Raw genomic sequence first — 20,285 nt, 5'->3', positions numbered from 1 at the left:
CGTTGATACATAAAGATTCTTGTAGTATATGGATAATTATAGAAAATCGATATTGTTGATATCCACAATATTCCTCTAATATTACACAGATCCCGTGTTATGATTTTCGTGTAGCAAGAAAGCAACACAAAAAAATTTCAAGGGGGAAACACACCTATGAAAATCAACAAAAAGTCTTTCATCACTGCTGTAACAACTGCAGCTGTACTAACTGCCGCACCATTCGGAATGAATGCGAAAGCAGAATCTAACGCTCCAACAAAACCAACATGTGACTTAACAAATAAAGTCACTTCATTTAATAGTAACAAAGCTTTCACTAACCAAGAAGATGCCAAAGCGTTCTTAGATGGATATGTAAAAGAATTGGAAGAAAAGTATGGTGTTAAAGTAAACATGAATGGCGCACCAGCTGCTGAAGCAAGTGAAAAAGAAGCTCCAAAACAAGCTGAGCAGAAACCAGCTGAAAAAGTAGAAGCTCCTAAGGAAGAAAAAGCGGAAGCTCCTGCTCAAGCACCTAAACAGGAAGCACCAAAGCAAGAAGCTCAAGCACCACAACAACAAGCACCACAGCAAAATGCTGAAAAACCAGCAACTGAACAAACTGCTGGCGCTGTAAGTGAATTTGAAAAGAAAGTTGTAGAATTAACAAACGCTGAGCGTGAAAAACAAGGTTTAGCTCCGTTAAAATTGGATGAAGAATTAAGCAAAGTAGCAAAAGAGAAATCTAAAGACATGCAACAAAACAACTATTTCTCTCATAACAGCCCAACTTACGGTTCTCCATTTGACATGATGAAACAATTCGGTGTAGATTACCGTACTGCTGGGGAAAACATTGCACAAGGTCAACAAAGTCCTGAAGAAGTAGTAAATGCTTGGATGAATTCTGAAGGCCACCGTGCTAATATCATGAATGCAAACTACACTCATATCGGTGTTGGTCATGTAGAAAATGGAAACTACTGGACTCAAATGTTCATCGGTAAATAAGATGTGTTTATCTAAAGGCAGCCAATTTGGCTGCCTTTTTTAGTGTAACAGAAGAAAATTCTATTCGTTTTCATTTAGATCACTATCATAGCGCTCCATGAAGAAATATGCCTTTCTAACCTGTAGGACAACCTTATGTATACTGTTGGGATTTATACGGTTGATTCCTATATCCTGAAGAAAAGCAGAAGTGACTGCCAATGATGGTAGCAGGTGGTCAGAAACCCAGAGATTAACGTCATATTGTATCAAGATTTTGATTTCTCTTTTTAGGTCATTCTTATAACGCTTAAATTCAGCAATCAATTCTGGATATAAGTTTTTCTTTGTTTCAAAATCCGCTGTTTCATATCTTTCGAGCAGGCATAAGAGTATGCTCAGCTGATGACGAAAATAACTTAAAGAAGTTAAGACTTTTTTATTATCGTAATTGGTCATAATACAACCCCTTTTTACAAATTGTTATATGACTTATTTCGACAATATACTACAATTTCCTTTCGTTATTCCTATAAGAATAGTCTCTTTTAAAAAGACCCTCCCCTTACGAATAGGAGAGGGCCTCTGTGTGTAGACAAAGTCCAAAAATGATAAAAACCTCTAGTTGATCGCAGTGGAAGGAGCGGAGACTCCTGCGGGAGGAAGGGACATGGAAGACCCCGCAGGGCGTAGCCCGAGGAGGCTTCCGGACCGCCCGCGGAAAGCGAAGCTCCTGCAACGAAGATCAACACTTCCAACAGATAACCTAATTAATTTATAGTTTGTCAACAGTCTGAGACCCTCTCCTTAGGAGTAGGAAAGGGTCTTTTTCATATATCTATTTTGTAAGATGTATAACCGCCATGCGAGTCCAACAGCACCGGCAGCTAAGCCACAAATCAGGCCGATCCAATATCCAAAAGCACCAAACTGAGTATAGTTGGCCAGGGCAAACCCTATCGGGAGTCCGATTATCCAATACGATACAAAGGCAAGCATAAAGGTGACGTTCACATCTTTATATCCTCGCAAAGCCCCTTGGATTGGTGCAGCAATGGCATCAGAAAGCTGGAAGAAAATAGCATATAAGAGAAACGCTGTCGTTAGGGTGATAACATCAGGATCTTTTGTGTACATATAGGCGACTTCTGCTCTGAAAAAGTATAATAAGATAGCACAAATGGACGAGAGAAGAACCGCAGACACCACTCCCATATAGGTGTACTGTTTGGCATCCTTAATGCGTCCAGCTCCAACCTCAAAACCAACCAAGATGGTTAAGGCCATCGATATACTCAATGGAATCATATAGAGCAGCGAAGCAAAGTTAAGTGCAACTTGATGTGACGCAATTGTAATGGTATCAAAGGAACTCATAAGCAGTGTTACAGCTGAAAAGATACTTGTTTCAAAAAATATGGACAGTCCGATTGGAACCCCGATAAGTAAAATTTCTTTCCACTTGGATAGGGAAACTGGATAAAGTTTCTTAAATAGTGGAAATGCCGTAAATGGACTCTTTTTTAGAACAATATATAACGAAATAAATGTGATAAGCCAATAAGTTAATGCTGAAGCAACACCTGCGCCGATTCCGCCAAGGGCAGGGAGTCCAAGTTTACCGAAAATCAATAAGTAGTTCAGCAGAACATTTATCGGTAAGGAGAGCAATGTGATGATCATGGAAGTTCGAGTATGCCCCAATGCATCGATGAAACATCTTAATACGGTATATGCAAATAATGGGACGATACCAAATCCAAGCGCAACGAGATAGTATTTGGCAACGTGTCTTACTTCAGATTCAAGACTCATGGCAGAAAGGATCGGATTAAGGGATATGGCTCCAATCCCAATAACGAGTACACTCATTGCAACAGCAACATACATGCCCTGAGTTATCGAAAAAGGGACATTATCTGTATTTTTAGCCCCAACCAATTGAGCCACTATCGGTGTGATGGATAAGAGAATGCCACTGAGTCCCGTATACACAGGTACCCAAAGTCCAGCGGCAATGGCCACACCTGCCAAGTCGCTTGCTCCAACATTTCCCGTCATCATGATATCAAAGAGATTCATGGAGAAAAGTCCGAGCTGCGTAATTAGAATGGGGACGACAATTTTGATGAATATATGTATACGCTCTTTATAGGAAAGTGCTTGATGCATATCTTGCCACGACCTTTATTTTTGGAATGATGAACTTCACAATGAAAGGATTATAACATATTATTTTTATTTAGAGTGTAGAAATAATTATTCGGATTTTTTTGATTATATGAAGATCTTTCTTCCTATATAAATGTGTTGACACATATCTGTTAAGCTACTAGAATAGGTATATATTAAAACTACATACGCACAAGCCCAATCAAAGGGGAGTAGCTATGAGAACGATATAGTCGTCATGACGTGACTGATTAATCAGCACCGGCTTTATCGGCAACAATTATGTTGTTAGCAAGACCTTTGCCTAAACTGGAAATTGGACAGTTCTAGGTAAAGGTCTTTTTATGTGTTCATAAAGAGCCTTTACCGTTTCCGGGTAAGGCTTTTGTTATGTAAAAGGCTCTTTTCGTAAACTTTGTTGCTTTTTCGGATGGATACATCAACCGTTATTTTGCTTACTGTCGTGCTCTTTTCCCTGCCGTACTTAAGAAACTACTTGCACCTTATATAGTATGAGAGCAGTAAAAAGTCCAAATGCCGACTTTTTACCAGTAAATAGCAACAATCTTTGAGAAAAGAGCCATGTAAAAAGGAGAGGAAAACCATGGAATTATCATTATTATTGGAATACGGCTGGGTTCTTCTTGTCCTGATTGCACTTGAAGGTATCTTAGCGGCTGACAACGCACTAGTACTAGCAATTATGGTGAAGCATCTCCCTGAAGAAGCCCGCAAGAAGGCTTTATTTTACGGTCTTGCAGGAGCATTTGTTTTCAGACTTGGATCATTATTTGCCATCTCATTCTTAGTATCAATCTGGCAAGTGCAAGCAATTGGAGCTGCTTACTTGCTGTTTATCGCACTCAATCATATATGGCGAAGGTATGCAGTGGCGAAAGTGGAACATGCAGCTGCGGTTGACAAGCCCAAGAAGCAATCTGGTTTTTGGATGACAGTCTTTAAGGTGGAAGTGGCGGATGTCGCTTTCGCGGTGGATTCCATCCTGGCAGCTTTTGCATTGGCTATGACTTTGCCACAAACAAACCTTCCGCAAATTGGAGGCATTGATGGAGGACAATTTATCATCATCTTCCTGGGTGGATTTATCGGGGTAGTCATCATGCGTTTTGCTGCTACATTGTTTGTTAAATTGTTAAAAGAAAGACCGAGTTTGGAAACCGCAGCTTTCCTGATTGTGGGATGGGTTGGTTTCAAACTGGCAATGTACACATTAGCGCATCCAAGTGTTGGTGTACTTCCATACCACTTCCCGCACAGCCCACTATTTAAAGCGATGTTCTGGATCGTCTTGATCGGTATCGCTGTTGGTGGTTGGATTGTATCAGGGAAGAACAAAGTGGTTCAAGAAGTGGACAGCATTAAGTAAGATAAATCTTTTCACTTCAAGAATAATGGATTAGTTGATATAATGTACTAGGCTGTTGACAAACTATTGTCAGCAGCCTTTTTAACTAGGTGAAATATAACAATCCATAACTCCCACAAAAAGTGAAATACTAAAAGTACTATGTGAAAAAGGAGACTGAAGTGTGTTTACAATAAATCAATTACCAACAGAAATTCAAGAAAAATTCAAAAGAAACAAAGATAAAATCGAAGACAGTTCCCTTATTGGAACAGCAGGTTATACAGCAACTGATAATGATATCATGTATGATTGCATCATTGCCTTGGCGATGGGAAAGAACGTTCTTCTAAAAGGTCCTACCGGTTCCGGAAAGACGAAGCTTGCTGAAACGATATCTTCCATTTTTCATCAACCAATGCACAGCATCAACTGTTCGGTCGACCTCGATGCAGAGGCATTACTTGGTTTCAAAACCATACATAATGTCGAAGGAAAAGCTTCCATCGAGTTTGTCTCTGGACCTGTCATCAAGGCGATGAAACAAGGGCACTTGTTGTATATCGATGAAATTAACATGGCAAAGCCAGAGACATTACCAATACTGAACGGAGTGTTGGATTACCGGAAAACAATCACCAATCCATTTACAGGAGAGGTTGTAAAAGCGGAACAGGACTTTGGTGTCATTGCCGCTATCAATGAAGGATATGTGGGAACGGTTCCACTTAATGAAGCCTTGAAGAATCGGTTTGTGGTCGTTGATGTCCCTTATGTGCAAGGAGATATACTGCTTCAAGTGTTAAAAAGTCAATCGCGTTTGAACGATGATAAATTGCTGAAGAAATATGTCACATTGTCATCCGATCTTATAGCTTTGGTGGAGAACGGGAATCTTTCTGAAGAAGCCGCTTCCGTACGCGCACTTTTAGACACGTGCGACCTTAGTGTGTATTTGCCACCAATCCGTGCCATTAAGCGTGGGATTGTAGAGAAATTGGAAGATGATAGAGAAAAAGCGGCCATTTTAAATATCGCACAAACTTTGTTTGAGTGAGGGATAAATATTGAGACCAATCGTTTTTAATGATAAAAAAATAGACTCATTCCTGTTTATGGAGCTATCCGACTTGGCAACTTCCCTTTCCAAGAAAAAGAATCTAGAGGTGGAATATGCGTTCAAGTCGTACTATGATCCCTATGGCAATAAACTCTTTATCAGCCTGTTTTGGGACAATCACCCACCATACGAGAAATTGCACGGAATGAAAAGTGATGTTTATTTGCGTAGCATCGGATCTGTCCCGCATACGGATTATGAAGTAATCCAAGAGCTGTTTCTGTTTATGAAAAACACTCATTTGAACAGCTTTTGCAGGCAGCTGTTCATACTCCTTGAAGATTTGAGACTTGAGGAATATTGTAAAAGGGAGCGACCGGGTACAACCAGGACCTTTTTGATCCGAAGAGCGGAGTATAGAAAGTATTTTCGCAGCCAGTTAACAGTCAATGCGGAGAGAAACATCCTGACTGATGCACTATATAATCTGCTGTATCTACTATTGACGACAGATAACCCGTTGGAGGAAGTACCTTCATTGAATGAGGATCTTGACCTTGCGATTCCTTTTTTAAGAGAAGAAGCTTCCAAATGTTACGAAGCGAAAAGTACAAGTGAAATTCTTAGAAGTGTAAAGGTTATCGTGGAAGTACTGGAAGAGCTGCTGGAAAAGGATATGCTTAATACGTATTTCTTCCTTCCCGATTTTACGGAAAAACTAGAAGAAGAGCATGGCCCAACCTTTGATGAGATGAAAAGAAAAAGCGACTTGAAGAATGATGATATAAAGCAGAAGGATAAGCAGGATGATGAGGAAGATGTGCACGAAGACAAGCTTCCCACCTGGCACCGGGAATCAGAAAGTAACAATAAGAGCTTCCTTCAATTCGATATGGAGCAAGGAACTAAGACGGACTTGATGGGAGAAGGGGTAAGAGAAGGGGAAGATGGAGACCAGGCGATGGGCTTCGTTCAAGGGGAGAGCCAACAAACCAATAGAAACGACTACTCGAAACTTGAGGCGCTTGATGTACTCAACGATACAAAAAAAGAAGGTGGAAAGGGTGCTGAGTTTGGGAAAGAGAACAAGTATGCATACCCAGTATTCTTAAAACCCGGTGTTGTTTCTAAAGAACAAAATCGTGAATACGAAGAGTATAAGCAGTTTGTTGCTTCTTATCAAAAAAAACTGAAGCAGCTGATTCAGAAAACATTGGAGCACAAAAAGATTCTGCCAAGAAGTGACCTCCCATTCGGCAGGCTCAGTAAGAAACTCATCCCTTGGTTAACAGATGACAACCCGAGAGTCTTCTATAAAAAAGATAATCCATCCATTGAGATCGATGCAGTGTTCTCTCTCTTGGTCGATTGTTCGGCATCCATGTTCGATAAAATGGAACAGACTAAGTATGGAATCACTCTTTTTCATGAAGCATTGAAATCGGTATTTGTTCCTCATGAAGTGGTGGGGTTCTGGGAAGATACCAATGATGCTACGTCAACAAGTCAACCAAATTATTTTAAAACGGTCATTGATTTCTCCTCTAGTTTGAGACAAGCATCCGGCCCTGAGATCCTGCAACTGGAACCTGAAGAAGATAACAGGGATGGATATGCAATCAGGCATATGACCAAGAGGCTTGTTGCTAGAAGTGAAAAACAGAAGTTCCTTCTTGTATTTTCAGATGGCGAACCTGCAGCGATGGACTATGAAAAGAACGGCATCGTAGACACTCACCAAGCAGTCATGGAAGCAAGAAAGAAAGGCCTGGAAGTCATCAATGTATTTTTGGCTAATGGTGAAATCGATGAAGGTCAAGTCAGAACCATTCAAAACATGTACGGAAAATATAGTATATTAGTTCCGGATATTGAGGAACTGCCAGATGTGCTTTTTCCGCTTTTAAAAAAGTTATTATTGAAAAGTTTATAAAACAGATGATTAGGCTAACTCTAAGAGATAAGGAGTTAGCCTTTTTGTCTGGAGTGAATTGTTATGTTTCTTAAAATAAGACCTGAAGCATTTTTTAAAGCAAGCATCATACTTTTTCTTCTTTTTCTTTTGGTGGCAGGATTAACCTTGGTTGAGGCAGCTGTCTCTTTCGACACTATGCTTGGAGAAAAAATGTATAGGTTTGCAGAAATGGATAGGTTATTTATTTTCTTATCATTTATCGGATCTAGGCTGTTTTTCTATCCAGCTCTCATTGTCCTATCAGTTGTCTTACTTATTAAGAGGAAGTGGTCTTTGGTGCTGTTTACATGGTGTAACTTAGTTGGTGTACGCCTCTTAAATACTTTTTTGAAAACCTTATTTTCGAGGGAAAGGCCAACATTGGACCATATTGTCGAAGCGGGCTATTACAGCTTTCCAAGTGGCCATTCCATGAATTCAATGGCATTCTTCGGTGCGATCGCCATCCTGAGTCTCATAGTGGCCCGTTCCGACTGGCTCAGAATAACTGTTGTCATGTCATGTATAGTCTTAATTTTTTTGATAGGTTGGAGCAGGGTGTATCTAGGCGTTCATTTTCCTCTGGATGTACTTGGTGGATTCTTGATGGGGGCATCTTGGCTGTTTTTGGTTTCAGCAATCTTGCTAAAATTCGAACATCAGAATAGAAAATTGTTTTCTTTCCATAATAATGGGTAAATATGATACAGCTGGTAAAAATAACTTTATATACATAAGGAGCTGAATGGTAATGGAATGGTTTAATAAAAAGCCTATAATGGCTGTAATTAGTTTGGTATTGACTGCGGGAATTGCTACAGGGTGCGGAACAGACAACGAGGATCTATCTGCTCCACCGGAAAATGAATCAGCACAAAATGACGGAACAGGCACGGAAGAAACGAATCAAGGAACACCAACGGAAGAAGAACAAGCAGGAACGGGTCATCGTTTTACCAAGTTTGAACTTGAAGTGGAATATGATAACAATGTGAAGTACGAAGCGGATTACGAGGCAGAAGGAAATGGAGAGGCAGAAATAGAAGATGATCTGAACGAAGTCTCCCTTAAAGGTGACGAAGCATACACCGAACTTTCCCCTCGTTTGGAACAGCTGAACTTTGACAGCAACTCAGACGATCAAGAAGTCATCTCGCAAGTAATGGAAGTATTCGGGCTGCAGGACGATTTTAAGGAGTTTGAATTGGAAGTAACTTTCGAAGATGGTACCAAAAAGAAATATGAAGAAAAACGATAAATCAAGAAACACTTGAAGATGGCAAAATGACCTGATTCAAGTGTTTTTTTGAATGGCTCAGTTAAAGCATACTGTTGATTTTGCAAAAACCTAGCTGTTGATTGGAGCAATAGGCGAAGACTCCGGCGGGGAGACATTCTTGAGACCCCGCAGGGCGTAGCCCGAGGAGGCTCAAGGTCGCCCTCTGGATAAGCGAAGCCGTTTGCGGAAATCTACAGCGGTGTTTAACAGAGCCTTTTGAATAAATAATTTAAAATAGGGTAGAAATTTCGAGTAGCGAATTAATCCTTTCCATGGTATAGTTTTCTTACAACAACCCAAGTGAACGGAGAAATCAATATGTGGAAAAATCGTAATGTATGGATTATTTTAATTGGTGAGTTTATAGCGGGCCTGGGGCTATGGACAGGTATTATAGGGAATTTAGAGTTTATGCAGGCTTTGGTGCCCTCTGACTTTGCCAAGTCACTCATCCTGTTTGCAGGACTACTGGCTGGAGTGATGGTAGGTCCAGTTGCGGGAAAGGTGATAGATGCTTCAAGTAAAAAAAGAGTTATGTTGATATCAGGTTTTGGACGGATGATCAGCGTTGTATTCATGTTCATGGCGATTGAATTTCAATCCATAATCTTCATGATAATCTTCATGATTGCCATCCAGATTTCAGCGGCCTTCTATTTTCCTGCATTACAGTCTTCCATTCCGATGATTGTAAAAGATAAGGATCTATTAGAGATGAATGGGGTCCACATGAATGTCTCCACGGTTTCCCGAATTGCTGGAACAGCTTTAGCAGGGGCGATGCTAGTGGTTATGAGCTTAACCTCTTTATACTTGGCATCCATGGTTGCATATGGAATTCTTTTTGCATTAACTTTTCTATTGAACTTTGAGGACACTTCCACTAAGCAGGAGGATGGAAACGGTAAAAATACAGGAAGTTTTAAAGAGGTGTTGCCTGTATTAAAAGAAACGCCGATTGCTTTGACAGTTTTAATACTTACGTTCATTCCTTTTTTATTCATTGGCGGCTTCAATTTGATGGTCATTAATATCAGTGAAATTCAGGATGACCAAACGATTAAAAGTCTTATCTATACCATTGAGGGAATATGCTTTATGATCGGTGCCTTTGCCGTGAAACGCATATCCAATGATAGGAATATGATTCCGTTAATGTTCGGTTTTGTAACACTTATTGCGATTTCTCATTTAAGCCTCTATTTTGCAGATATCATGTGGGTGACTTTATTTTCCTTTGGACTATTCGGTTTAGCAGTTGGCTGCTTTTTTCCGATTGCAGCGACCATCTTCCAAACGAAAATTCCAAAAGAGTATCACGGAAGATTCTTTTCATTCCGTAATATGTTAGACCGGGTACTCTTTCAAGTTGTCCTTCTTGGAACGGGGCTTTTCTTGGATACCATTGGCCTTCAAATGATGGCAATTGTTTTTGGCCTTTTATCTTTAACCTTAATTTTATTCTATGGATTAAGATTATTCCGACAGCCGGTTGCTATACCTCAACAAAAAACACCGTAATCGGTGTATCAATGTGTAGACAAAGTTTATTATGATGAGATTCTCGTGTTGATCGTAGTGAAAGGCGCGGAGACTCCTGCGGGATGGAGGGACAGGGAAGACCCCTCAAGGCGTAGCCCGAGGAGGCTCAAGGTCGCCCTGCGGAAAGCGAAGCCTAGTGCGGAAATCAACAGCGGTATGGAACAGATTATTAAATTATGAACTTTTCGGTGGCCTGGGACGGAGCCCGTGGAGGCTTCCGGGCGTAGGTAAATGCAAACCTAAAGATTAATAGGTTTTGTCAACAGTCTGAAACACCCTAACCGGTGTTTTTTTCTTTGGAATAAAGGGAATGACCATTAAAGAGTGAATATATTAAAAGAGTAATACCTGACATTTTGCTAGGAGGGATGAAGGTGGAACAATATTCAATGTACATAAACGGTGAATGGATCAAAACCGAAGAAGTGATTGAGGTAACCAATCCTGCAACAGGTGAAGTAATCGGTACGGTACCTAGCATTTCTGAAAAACAACTGGAAGATGTGGTCCAGTATGCCAAAGATGCTTTTCAAACATGGAGAAATTACACGGCATATGAACGTGCGGATTTGCTTAACAAGTGGTTTATGCTATTGGAGGAAAATAAGAAGCTAATCGCCGAAACGTTGACAAAAGAACAAGGAAAACCTTTCCGGGAAGCTCTTGGAGAAGTGGGTTATGCCAACAGTTTTGTAGAATGGTATAAAGAAGAAGGAAAAAGAATTTATGGGGAGACAATTCCTTCCTCTTCAAAAGATAAGCGTGTTCTCATTCAAAAACAGCCAGTTGGTGTGGTGGCGGCCATTACACCTTGGAATTTCCCTGCTGCCATGATTACACGAAAGGTGGCACCTGCCCTTGCAGCAGGATGCACGGTAATTGTAAAGCCTGCGGGGCAAACTCCACTCACTGCACTATTGTTAGCGAAATATGCAGATGAGGCAGGTATTCCAAAAGGGGTTCTACAGGTTGTAACAGGAAAATCCAGTGTGATTGGTGAGTCCTTGATGAAACATAAGGATGTCAAAAAGCTGACTTTCACCGGATCCACGGAAATCGGAAAAAAATTGATGGAACAGGCGGCACATACCGTAAAAAAACTTTCCCTGGAACTTGGAGGGCATGCACCTTTCATTGTGTTTGAGGATGCGGATCTTGAAAAGGCAGCGAAAGGACTCGTACAATCTAAATTCAGAAATGCAGGCCAAACTTGTATTTGTGCCAATCGAATCTACGTCCATGAAAGTGTCGCCGAAAAATTCACCTCTTACTTCGTGGAGGAGGTTTCTAAATTGAAAGTTGGAAACGGAATGGAACGAGGAGTGGACCTTGGACCCCTTATTGATGAAGATGCCCTTGATAAAGTGAAAGAACATCTAAATGACGCAAAAGGGAAAGGAGCTTCTGTTGCGTACGGTGGTGTAGTGAAGGATAAGACGTTCATGGAACCTACTGTCATCACAAATGTGAATGATGACATGCAGTGTATGCAGGAGGAAACGTTCGGGCCCCTTGCGCCAATTACAACGTTTAAGGACGAGGAAGAAGTAATACAACGAGCAAACAACTCACCATATGGCTTGGCAGCTTATGTTTTTACGGAAAAGATGTCAAGAATTTATCGTGTAACGGAAGGTCTTGACTATGGAATAATAGGTGTGAATGATGGGGCACCATCTATAGCACAAGCACCATTCGGTGGACTGAAAGAAAGTGGAATTGGACGTGAAGGTGGCCATCATGGCTTAGAAGAATATCTGGAAGTAAAGTATGTTTCCATCGGAATATAAATGATGAAGAATGAACCGTTCAGTGTGTAGACAAATCTAAAAATAATGAAATTCTCTAGTTGATCGCAGTGGAAGGAGCGAAGACTCCTGCGGGAGGAAAGGACATGGAAGACCCCGCAGGGCGTTAGCCCGAGGAGGCTTCCGGACTGCCCGCGGAAAGCGAAGCTCCTGCCACGGAGATCAACTGTAACAACAGATAATAACCGAACTTATTCTATAGTTTGTCAAGAGTCTGAATCCTTGATCCTGGAATCAAGGGTTCTTTTTTGTTCTCTCTCATTTTCCAATCGACTACTAACAAAACATTTCGTATTCCAACCAATTTCCTATATAATAAAACTATACAAAGTGAAACCTTTTCCTCAGTGATACGTAAATAAAGGTACAGTTTAAGGTTTTTTCAAAAGGTGAGGAGTGAAAATATGAAACGCTTCATGCTGCAGAGCTTTATTGTCATAGTTTCTATCAATTTAGCAATTGTAGGTTTTTTTATAGCATTTCTACTAACGGGTAATCAACTACAAATAGGTGTATTGGGAGCTTTTGCCGGATTTCTTCTGAGCTATTGGGCTTTAAAAAGAAAGCTGCTTCCCAATAACGATTTGGATAAAATTGAGCGGAAAGAAAAGAAATATGTCCATGCACAATTGAGACAGGCGAAGGATAAAGCAAAGAAAATCAACAGTTCAAGATTTCGGGTCCGATCCATCTTTGTCTATCAGACCATTACAAAAATCTCTAAGATATCAACTAAAATCATTAAAATGGTGGAAAAGGAACCTGTTCGTTACCGAACTGCACAGAATTTCTTTCATCAGCATTTGGATTCATCGGCAATTATCACGGAAAAATATGTTCACCTATTAAATCAACCAGTCCGCACTCATGAAGTTTCCCTAGCCCTTCGCGAAACGGAAGAGGCATTGAAACAACTGGAGCGTAATATGGAAAAAGAAATGATAGCAGTCCTTTCTGGTGATATGAACAACCTCAACACGGAAATACAACTGATGAACCAAACAAACTTTCAACAGATAGAAGCAAATAACAAAATAATTGAAAAGAAGTAGCTTATGGGGTGAAATGACAATGAATAATAATGATAAATTCAAAGAACAAGTTAAAGATGAGACGCTGAACGACCTATTGAAAAATCCATTCTCCACTCCAGAGGTGGAAAATGAGATGATTCCTCACCGGGAAACCAATGCGCAGCCTGAACCGCAGAAAGAAAAAGTGATGGATTCCTTATCAGCGGAATATAAGGCCCGTGCTTTGGAAATTGCGAAACAAATAGACCCGACAGATCAGCAAGCCATTTCCTCCTACGGGATTACGGCCCAAAACGAGCTTTCTACCTTTTCCAACTCGATCCTGTCCCATGTGCAGGCAAAAGATGCCGGTCCAGTTGGGGAAGTTGTCTCAGATTTGATGAGAAAGATCAAAGAAGTGAAACCTGGGGAGCTGGAGCCTCAAAAGAAAGGGTTTTTCGGCAAGCTGTTTGGAAATGTAAATAACTCTGTCCAACAGTTATTCGCCAAATATAGAAAGATCGGTTTTGAAATTGACAAAATCTCCGACCAGCTGGAAAGCTTTAAAAAAGTGCTGCAACGTGACAATATTATGCTGGAATCCCTGTATGATAAAAATAAAGACTATTTCCAGGCATTGAATATTTACATTGCAGCTGCAGAACACAAATTTGATGAAATCCAAGCCACCATTATTCCTGAACTGGAGCGGAAGGCAAGGGAAACAAATAATCAGATGGATGTACAGGCAGTCAGTGACATGATGCAATTTGCAGATAGACTTCAAAAAAGAACACACGATTTGAAAATCAGTAGGCAGATCACCCTACAGATGGCTCCACAAATCAGAATGATCCAGCATACTAATCAAACATTGGTCGAGAGAATACAATCTTCCATTCTTACTGCGATTCCATTGTGGAAGAATCAGCTTGTTATTGCAGTATCCTTGTATAACCAACAGAAAGCAGTGGACACGCAGAAGAACGTTTCCGAAACCACCAATGAGCTACTTTTACGGAATTCCGAAATGCTGAAACAGAATACCATTTCAGCTGCAAGGGAGAATGAAAGAGGGCTAGTGGATATAGAAACGCTGAAGAAAACCCAAGAGAATTTAATCGAAACCTTGGAGGAAACATTGCAAATTCAACAAGAAGGTCGTGAAAAGCGCCATCAGGTGGAGCTTGAACTAGTCCAGATGGAAAACGATTTGAAGACCAAGCTGCTTGAAGTCCGTTCCAAAGCCAAGAGAGACTGACATTTTCCTGATATTTATTGCCTTTCCTGTGAATAATAGGGAGTAGAGGTGATAATATGCGTATAGGTGAGGCCATATCTTTTGCAACCGTAGCATTGGAGAAATTGGGCTATTCCCCGTCGGAAATTGAAAAAATAACGAACAAGATGGTAGAAGTCATGAATACATCAACAGTTGATCATGTAGAAGCAAGAGCGGACAAAATTATATACGAAGATTAACAACTCTTTCAAATAGGCTTTTTTCTAAAAGATTGTTGCTATTTTATAGTAAAAAGTCGGCAATTGGACTTTTTACTGATTAGAATCTTTAAAGTACACAGTAATAACTTTAGTGCTACAAGGAAACGAGCATGATAATAACGGATATAAAGGCGATTTTATCAATACGTAAAAGCAACAATGTTTACGTAAAGAGCCTTCAAATAAAAACAAGAGGGAACCTAACAGGTCCTCTTGTTTTTATTAGTGGTATTTAAATGTTATCTCGGGTTAGGAAAAACACGTTGAACCATTTCTGTAAACTCATCGAAAATACCTCTGATTGGACGACCTTGATTAATATCATTTGTATAACCTTCCATACGGTCAACAAATTCAGGGTTCACAGATACATATACATTACGGATGTTACGATCTGATTGTCGAACTTCATTAGCAATCTTCTCTTCAACATCCTTGCTCAAATCCGTATTTTCTTGACCTTCCAATACAGCTGCTACATAGGCGTTACGGTTGGTAACGAGAACATTGCAGGTTCTTACTTCTTTAAGATCCGTGATACGTTTGGATGCTTCGTCGGCAACTTCCAGGCGTGGTTGGTTTGTTTCATTGACACGTCTTGGGTTGACGCCATCTCTTCTTACATTTTCTGTATAGCGCCCCATGTTATCGTAATTAACATTAAGCGCATCTCCTTGATTACCTCTTCTTGCAGTTCCATAATCATCTACATTCCCACAACCAGTAGCAAGCATGGTGAGAGCAAGTCCAGTAACCACTATACCTTTTATCTTCATACCTTTCAAACACCTCTTTCTTAGCATTTACTGTTATGTTTTGATATTGAGCAAAGAAATATACAATTTTTTTGTTCATAATAAGGTAAGATAGGTAAGTAAGTTAAAAAAGCATTGTACCAATAGTATTAAGTTGAGGATGATTCCTATGGAAAATTTTGATAATAATGAATATCTGCTTTATTACGGTTTAAAACAGTGGGCTTCCATTCATGAAAGTAACCGTATCGTCCATAAACATCTTGATATTTTCGTCCAATCCTTTGTTCCTAATAAAAGAAAAGGGCTAGTAACCATCGTGCATGGCTATCTGGATCATTCTGGTGCCTTTTCAAAACTGATTGAATCTTTATTGTCTGAGGGCTATGGTATTGTTACATTTGATTTACCAGGCCATGGTCACTCCTTTGGAGATAGAGGCGATATCGAGGAGTTTAATGACTATTCAACAGCACTCCATGCGGTGCAGTGTCATTATAAAAAACAAGGTTTAAACGATTCGAAATGGTCAGTCATTGGGCATAGCACAGGAGCTGCGATCGTTCTGGATTATATCAACAACGGAGTAAATTCTTTCAACAAAATAATCATGGTTTCCCCTTTAGTACAACCATATCTGTGGTCTTTTTCGAAAATTGGTGTTAAAATCATTGGGAAGAAAGTGAAGCATATAAAAAGGACTTTCCGTAAAAACTCATCGGATTTGGACTATCTCAAATTCGTAAAAAATGATCCCCTTCAGTTTTCTGCATTGCCAGTAAATTGGCTGCATTCTTTCACGAAATGGCATAATAACCTTCCGAAACTTCCAATTAGTAACGAGAATCTTTTCATCGTACAGGGGAATAAAGATACTACGGTTGATTGGAAATACAATATCCGTTTTCTATTGGACAAATATCCTCTTTCGAAATGTATCCTAATAGATGAAGGAAATCATCAGCTTTTTAACGAAAATGATGCCATCAGGGAGACAACTTTTTTTCATATAAAAAGATATTTAGCGGAATAAGGGGATAATAAAGGATAGATAGTACAATAAAAATTGAGTAGTAAAGGTGGAATTTATCATGGAAGAAACGAACACGACCAACGTTCAAGTCGGGGATATGATACAGATAAATAAGGGATCAAAAAAAGGAAGTAAGGGAACAGTCATTGTTGTACGAGATAGCTCAGTGATTGTGGAGTTAGGGAAGAATCCTAATACCGGAGAACCAATCCGGACAGTAATCAATCATAAAAACTATAAAGCCATATAAAAACGAGGTGTTGGATAAGAGATCCAACACCTCGTTTTTGTTTACTAACTTATTGGGCAAAGACATGATTACCAATTGTTTTCGTTACTTTTCTAGTACGAATCCATTGGTCACTTGTTTTATCTGGGTTAAAAAAGTATAGAGAATTGTTTCCGTCCCCACGGAAGGCAATTGCTTCTTCTACTGCTTTAAGTGCTTCTTCATCAGCAGCTTTATCTATTTGTCCGTTTCCAACTGGTGAGAATTGATAAATGCCACCAGGAGAGGTTTCATAAATGACTTCCTTGATGGAATCCGGGAAAGTCTCACTATCTACACGATTTAATACTACCGTTGCTACTGCAACTTTTCCTTCATATGGTTCCCCTTTTGATTCGGCATGAACAAGTCTAGCCAATAATTCTTTTTCTCCATCGGAAACTTTCTCAGGTAATTGCAATGCCTCACCAGGGAAAATCAGATGGTTATTTTTATTGTTCATTTCTTTCATTTCCTTTACGGAAACTCCGTACGTTTTACCTATATTCCACAGCGAATCGCCGGATTGTACTTTATGTGATTCTGCTGCTTGTGCATGAAAGCCTGTGCCTGCAAAAAAGGCTACAGCAGCAGTTGAAATTGTAATAAATTTTTTCATAAAGAAGTTCCTCCTTGTTGTGTTAATCATCAACTCTCGGACACTCTAATTAACATCCTAACAAGAAAGTACATGGGTTTCACTATATAAATGTTGCCATGGGATGATATATATTGTAGATATTACCTAGTTTTCACAAAAATAAGGATGAAATTGGAATTTTATTGGGAGAATAAGTACAGGTAACCAAACTTACCCTACTTTGGAAGGAACGGAGGAGTATGTCTATGACCTACCATGCTAAATATCCCACTGTTGTTCACAGTTTTATCTTATCACTAATGTTGGTTCAGGGTATCTATCAACTTCTTCATGCTAATTACGGTAGAGCGCTTGTACAATTATCCATTGCTTTTATCATCGTTTTTTCTTATTTCATTCGTTATCAAGTGAAAGTGAATGATTCTTCCATTCACTATCAAGTAATGTTCTTACATATTGTTCTTATCACCAACGAAATTGCTTGCACAGACATACGCAAAATTGTCTTTAAACAGATAGGTCGATCCTCTAAGGGGGCCTATATTTTCACAAACAAGTTTTTTCCTGTTCGGTTAGTGAATTTCAAGCCTGACAGTTTGTATAAGGAGTTACATGTATTCGGGAAAAGTAATCTCCTTACCATGGTGATGAAGGACGATTTCCAAAACAAAGAAAAAAAACTAGCAAAAGAAAGCTAAAGCCGGGAAGAGGTGGCTTTAGCTTTTAACGTTTTGCTCTAATAATACTAAGTTCTATATGTTGCTGGGATTCCTGAGTCAATTTTTCATGCTGATGCATAATTTCAAATAAGGATTCATCTATATCAGCAGAAGGATCGATATCCGGTTCAGAAGGCTCAAGTTCCTTTAAGGATAAAGTGGATATAGCTACCGTGCGAAATCCTGATGAGATGAAACGTTTTTTCCATTCTTCCGTGGTCCATATAGACGGCATGCCATAGAATTTTCTCATGTTTTTTTCAAGTTTTAATGGGAGGGACGACTTTTTTGTCATTTCTACAGCAACTAGCATACCGTCATCCTTTAGCACTCGAAATAGTTCTGGTAGGGTTTTAGAGGTATTGGTAAAAGATAGGACAGATTCGGAAAGTATAAAGTCAAAGGAGCAGTCCTTAAACTCGCACTGTTCAACATTCATTTGCAGGGCACAGAGTTCCATGTTTTCCTCGGCAAACCTTTTATTTGCCTTTTGTACCATGAGAGGATGGTTATCAATGGGTGTGATATCAATCCCCAATGACCTGATAAAAGTGGAAGATTGTCCTGTCCCACATCCAACCTCTAAAAGTTTCTTACCAGAAATCCCCTCTTCCAGCAGTATTGATTTTGTAAGCTCAATCCCACCAGGGTGTGCACCACCTATCCCAAACAATGCCAGTAAGTCCGTATAAGTATGGTTCATCACTAAAAAATCACCTCAAGTAATCATATGTGTTAGGACTTATGATTGTTCTTCAGGATTGGTTAAGGTAAAATATAGTCGTAAAGATTTTGGAGGTGTTGATCAATGATACATAATACTTGGGATAAGAAGGAATCAATCAAAAAAGTGAAATGTGTACATACCGACGCAAAAAAATACCTTGTGAACAATATGCTTACTGTCGGGAAAATATACGATGTGAAGAATGAGACAGAAGAATTTATATTTGTAGAAGATAACAGCGGACATATTGGTGGGTATTACAAAACATACTTTGAGCAGGTTTAAGTCATTAAAAAGCCTGACGACTACAAGACGTAAAAAAACGTCTTGTTTTTTTGTATTTTCCTTTAAAAGTTGGATTAGACTCTATTAATGGAGGGAAAAGAATAGAGGGGTGTATCTGTGAAAAAGAAACTATTTATATTAATTCTTCTTATATTAATGTTAACTGCTTGTACCCTAGGTAACCAGTCGGAAAGCGAAAATGAATCAAAAGAGACGAACGCTACACCAAAAGAAGGCGTACAAGAAACAGTATTTAGTGCATCCAAAAGGGAAGTGCTTGCGACAAATTTACAAATTCCTTGGTCTATCAGTAAAAGTGAGGATTCTTTCTATATTACAGAGAGAACAGGCGCCATAGTTAAGGTAGATGGGGAAGGGATGAAAAAGGAGGAAGTCATTCTCAATGAGCCACTGTTGGTTTACGGGGAAGGTGGCTTGCTCGGTATGGCATTGCATCCTGATTTTGAAAGGAACGGACTTGCATTTGTTTATCACACCTATGGAACAGAGCAGGAAGTGAAAAATAGACTGGTAGTGATAAAATATGATCAGGATAAGTGGATAGAACAAAAAGTGCTTTTAGATGAGATAGAAGGTGCTATTTTCCATAATGGGGGAAGGGTAAAAATCGGACCAGATAATAAATTATATGCAACAATAGGCGATGCCAACAAACCAGATCTTGCACAAGACTCCGACACACTACCTGGTAGTATAATACGCATGAACTTAGATGGCACGGTACCTAGCGATAACCCGTATCCCAATTCTTACATTTATAGTTTTGGTCATCGTAATCCGCAAGGTGTCGCCTGGAATGAAGAGACAGGGGAGATGTATGCCTCAGAGCATGGTCCCTCTGCTTTTGATGAAATCAATCAAATCAAAAAAGGGAAAAACTACGGTTGGCCAAAAGGCACAGGAGATGAACATCCCGAAGGCATGGAAGCACCATTATTCCACTCAGGTTCACAAACATGGGCTCCTTCAGGTTTAGTATTTAAAGATGGTGTGTTATTGGTTGCAAACCTAAGAGGTGAAATGATCCTGGAATTCGAGTTGCGTTTTGGTAAGCAAGCAACAATTTGGAATCAAAACGGGAGAATCCGGGATGTATTCGTTGACGGAAATAATTTATATTTTATAACGAATAATACGGATGGAAGAGGGACCCCGGGACCAGATGATGACCAATTTATAAAGCTTGACATAAGTCCTGAGTAGGGAT

General features: G+C 39.7%; 21 protein-coding genes. 16 read left to right on the top strand and 5 right to left on the bottom strand.

From position 1 onward, the window contains the following. Positions 1-156: 156 nt before the first annotated feature. On the top strand, positions 157-993 hold the full coding sequence (locus tag EKQ44_RS04970; protein ID WP_237662435.1) for a CAP domain-containing protein: 837 nt from the start codon (positions 157-159) through the stop codon (positions 991-993). Positions 994-1,053: 60 nt separating this feature from the next. Here the strand turns inward: EKQ44_RS04970 and EKQ44_RS04965 are convergent, their stop codons facing one another. Together EKQ44_RS04965 and EKQ44_RS04960 are read right to left on the bottom strand one after the other, a co-directional pair. Continuing rightward, a complete protein-coding gene (locus EKQ44_RS04965; protein ID WP_237662434.1) occupies positions 1,054-1,431 on the bottom strand; it encodes a hypothetical protein in 378 nt (125 codons plus the stop codon). A 348-nt stretch (positions 1,432-1,779) separates the two neighbouring features. Next, positions 1,780-3,144 carry an MATE family efflux transporter gene (locus EKQ44_RS04960; RefSeq protein WP_237662433.1) on the bottom strand — a complete coding sequence of 455 codons (1,365 nt, stop codon included), beginning with the start codon at positions 3,142-3,144 and terminating at the stop codon, positions 1,780-1,782. 604 nt (positions 3,145-3,748) lie between these two features. Here EKQ44_RS04960 and EKQ44_RS04955 point away from each other — a divergent pair. From EKQ44_RS04955 to EKQ44_RS04905, 10 genes are all read left to right on the top strand, one after another. Beyond that, the gene (locus EKQ44_RS04955) at positions 3,749-4,531 is read left to right on the top strand and encodes a TerC family protein (protein WP_237662432.1); all 783 of its coding nucleotides are present in this window, start codon (positions 3,749-3,751) and stop codon (positions 4,529-4,531) included. 163 nt (positions 4,532-4,694) lie between these two features. After that, complete coding sequence (locus tag EKQ44_RS04950; protein WP_414491242.1) at positions 4,695-5,567, top strand: ATP-binding protein; 873 nt, start codon at positions 4,695-4,697, stop codon at positions 5,565-5,567. 10 nt (positions 5,568-5,577) lie between these two features. Beyond that, complete coding sequence (locus tag EKQ44_RS04945; RefSeq protein ID WP_237662431.1) at positions 5,578-7,503, top strand: vWA domain-containing protein; 1,926 nt, start codon at positions 5,578-5,580, stop codon at positions 7,501-7,503. 63 nt (positions 7,504-7,566) lie between these two features. Continuing rightward, complete coding sequence (locus tag EKQ44_RS04940; RefSeq protein ID WP_237662430.1) at positions 7,567-8,223, top strand: phosphatase PAP2 family protein; 657 nt, start codon at positions 7,567-7,569, stop codon at positions 8,221-8,223. A 52-nt stretch (positions 8,224-8,275) separates the two neighbouring features. After that, positions 8,276-8,782 carry a YusW family protein gene (locus tag EKQ44_RS04935; RefSeq protein WP_237662429.1) on the top strand — a complete coding sequence of 169 codons (507 nt, stop codon included), beginning with the start codon at positions 8,276-8,278 and terminating at the stop codon, positions 8,780-8,782. 339 nt (positions 8,783-9,121) lie between these two features. After that, positions 9,122-10,324 (top strand): MFS transporter, encoded by a 1,203-nt coding sequence (locus EKQ44_RS04930; RefSeq protein ID WP_237662428.1) that lies wholly within the window; start codon positions 9,122-9,124, stop codon positions 10,322-10,324. A gap of 395 nt (positions 10,325-10,719) precedes the next feature. Then, positions 10,720-12,135 (top strand): NAD-dependent succinate-semialdehyde dehydrogenase, encoded by a 1,416-nt coding sequence (locus EKQ44_RS04920; protein ID WP_331254642.1) that lies wholly within the window; start codon positions 10,720-10,722, stop codon positions 12,133-12,135. A gap of 422 nt (positions 12,136-12,557) precedes the next feature. Next, positions 12,558-13,205 carry a 5-bromo-4-chloroindolyl phosphate hydrolysis family protein gene (locus EKQ44_RS04915; protein WP_237662426.1) on the top strand — a complete coding sequence of 216 codons (648 nt, stop codon included), beginning with the start codon at positions 12,558-12,560 and terminating at the stop codon, positions 13,203-13,205. Positions 13,206-13,224: 19 nt separating this feature from the next. After that, a complete protein-coding gene (locus tag EKQ44_RS04910) occupies positions 13,225-14,427 on the top strand; it encodes a toxic anion resistance protein (protein ID WP_237662425.1) in 1,203 nt (400 codons plus the stop codon). 56 nt (positions 14,428-14,483) lie between these two features. Then, positions 14,484-14,648: a hypothetical protein gene (locus EKQ44_RS04905; protein ID WP_237662424.1), complete on the top strand. Its 165-nt coding sequence runs from the start codon at positions 14,484-14,486 to the stop codon at positions 14,646-14,648. 260 nt (positions 14,649-14,908) lie between these two features. On the opposite strand, the gene EKQ44_RS04900 is transcribed toward EKQ44_RS04905, so the two are convergent. Further along, entirely contained in the window at positions 14,909-15,445 is a 537-nt protein-coding gene (locus EKQ44_RS04900) for a YhcN/YlaJ family sporulation lipoprotein (RefSeq protein ID WP_237662423.1), read from the bottom strand. Positions 15,446-15,593: 148 nt separating this feature from the next. On the opposite strand from EKQ44_RS04900, the gene EKQ44_RS04895 reads away from it, so the two are divergent. Beyond that, the gene (locus EKQ44_RS04895) at positions 15,594-16,457 is read left to right on the top strand and encodes an alpha/beta hydrolase (protein WP_237662422.1); all 864 of its coding nucleotides are present in this window, start codon (positions 15,594-15,596) and stop codon (positions 16,455-16,457) included. A gap of 58 nt (positions 16,458-16,515) precedes the next feature. Then, on the top strand, positions 16,516-16,707 hold the full coding sequence (locus EKQ44_RS04890; protein ID WP_237662421.1) for a DUF2187 family protein: 192 nt from the start codon (positions 16,516-16,518) through the stop codon (positions 16,705-16,707). Positions 16,708-16,756: 49 nt separating this feature from the next. Here the strand turns inward: EKQ44_RS04890 and EKQ44_RS04885 are convergent, their stop codons facing one another. Then, a complete protein-coding gene (locus EKQ44_RS04885) occupies positions 16,757-17,344 on the bottom strand; it encodes a cell wall hydrolase (RefSeq protein ID WP_237662420.1) in 588 nt (195 codons plus the stop codon). 227 nt (positions 17,345-17,571) lie between these two features. Here EKQ44_RS04885 and EKQ44_RS04880 point away from each other — a divergent pair, with 227 nt between their 5' ends. Then, the gene (locus tag EKQ44_RS04880; RefSeq protein ID WP_237662419.1) at positions 17,572-18,024 is read left to right on the top strand and encodes a hypothetical protein; all 453 of its coding nucleotides are present in this window, start codon (positions 17,572-17,574) and stop codon (positions 18,022-18,024) included. A gap of 25 nt (positions 18,025-18,049) precedes the next feature. Here EKQ44_RS04880 and EKQ44_RS04875 read toward each other — a convergent pair whose 3' ends face one another. Continuing rightward, complete coding sequence (locus EKQ44_RS04875) at positions 18,050-18,748, bottom strand: class I SAM-dependent methyltransferase (protein ID WP_237662566.1); 699 nt, start codon at positions 18,746-18,748, stop codon at positions 18,050-18,052. A gap of 105 nt (positions 18,749-18,853) precedes the next feature. On the opposite strand from EKQ44_RS04875, the gene EKQ44_RS04870 reads away from it, so the two are divergent. After that, a complete protein-coding gene (locus tag EKQ44_RS04870) occupies positions 18,854-19,057 on the top strand; it encodes a DUF6501 family protein (RefSeq protein WP_237662418.1) in 204 nt (67 codons plus the stop codon). Positions 19,058-19,174: 117 nt separating this feature from the next. Further along, positions 19,175-20,281, top strand: coding sequence for a PQQ-dependent sugar dehydrogenase (locus tag EKQ44_RS04865; RefSeq protein ID WP_237662417.1), 1,107 nt, complete (start codon positions 19,175-19,177; stop codon positions 20,279-20,281). The last annotated feature ends 4 nt before the right edge of the window (positions 20,282-20,285 follow it).

The organism is Sutcliffiella horikoshii (assembly GCF_021991925.1).
GTDB lineage: Bacteria > Bacillota > Bacilli > Bacillales > Bacillaceae_I > Sutcliffiella_A > Sutcliffiella_A horikoshii_F.
This window is presented reverse-complemented; position numbering and strand designations above follow the sequence as displayed.

What these genes read in the sequence shown, in the direction of transcription:
- EKQ44_RS04970 (WP_237662435.1), top strand. Translation starts at nt 157, where the DNA reads ATGAAAATCAACAAAAAGTCTTTCATCACTGCTGTAACAACTGCAGCT.
- EKQ44_RS04965 (WP_237662434.1), bottom strand. Translation starts at nt 1,431, where the DNA reads ATGACCAATTACGATAATAAAAAAGTCTTAACTTCTTTAAGTTATTTT.
- EKQ44_RS04960 (WP_237662433.1), bottom strand. Translation starts at nt 3,144, where the DNA reads ATGCATCAAGCACTTTCCTATAAAGAGCGTATACATATATTCATCAAA.
- EKQ44_RS04955 (WP_237662432.1), top strand. Translation starts at nt 3,749, where the DNA reads ATGGAATTATCATTATTATTGGAATACGGCTGGGTTCTTCTTGTCCTG.
- EKQ44_RS04940 (WP_237662430.1), top strand. Translation starts at nt 7,567, where the DNA reads ATGTTTCTTAAAATAAGACCTGAAGCATTTTTTAAAGCAAGCATCATA.
- EKQ44_RS04935 (WP_237662429.1), top strand. Translation starts at nt 8,276, where the DNA reads ATGGAATGGTTTAATAAAAAGCCTATAATGGCTGTAATTAGTTTGGTA.
- EKQ44_RS04930 (WP_237662428.1), top strand. Translation starts at nt 9,122, where the DNA reads ATGTGGAAAAATCGTAATGTATGGATTATTTTAATTGGTGAGTTTATA.
- EKQ44_RS04915 (WP_237662426.1), top strand. Translation starts at nt 12,558, where the DNA reads ATGAAACGCTTCATGCTGCAGAGCTTTATTGTCATAGTTTCTATCAAT.
- EKQ44_RS04910 (WP_237662425.1), top strand. Translation starts at nt 13,225, where the DNA reads ATGAATAATAATGATAAATTCAAAGAACAAGTTAAAGATGAGACGCTG.
- EKQ44_RS04905 (WP_237662424.1), top strand. Translation starts at nt 14,484, where the DNA reads ATGCGTATAGGTGAGGCCATATCTTTTGCAACCGTAGCATTGGAGAAA.
- EKQ44_RS04900 (WP_237662423.1), bottom strand. Translation starts at nt 15,445, where the DNA reads ATGAAGATAAAAGGTATAGTGGTTACTGGACTTGCTCTCACCATGCTT.
- EKQ44_RS04895 (WP_237662422.1), top strand. Translation starts at nt 15,594, where the DNA reads ATGGAAAATTTTGATAATAATGAATATCTGCTTTATTACGGTTTAAAA.
- EKQ44_RS04890 (WP_237662421.1), top strand. Translation starts at nt 16,516, where the DNA reads ATGGAAGAAACGAACACGACCAACGTTCAAGTCGGGGATATGATACAG.
- EKQ44_RS04885 (WP_237662420.1), bottom strand. Translation starts at nt 17,344, where the DNA reads ATGAAAAAATTTATTACAATTTCAACTGCTGCTGTAGCCTTTTTTGCA.
- EKQ44_RS04880 (WP_237662419.1), top strand. Translation starts at nt 17,572, where the DNA reads ATGACCTACCATGCTAAATATCCCACTGTTGTTCACAGTTTTATCTTA.
- EKQ44_RS04875 (WP_237662566.1), bottom strand. Translation starts at nt 18,748, where the DNA reads ATGAACCATACTTATACGGACTTACTGGCATTGTTTGGGATAGGTGGT.
- EKQ44_RS04870 (WP_237662418.1), top strand. Translation starts at nt 18,854, where the DNA reads ATGATACATAATACTTGGGATAAGAAGGAATCAATCAAAAAAGTGAAA.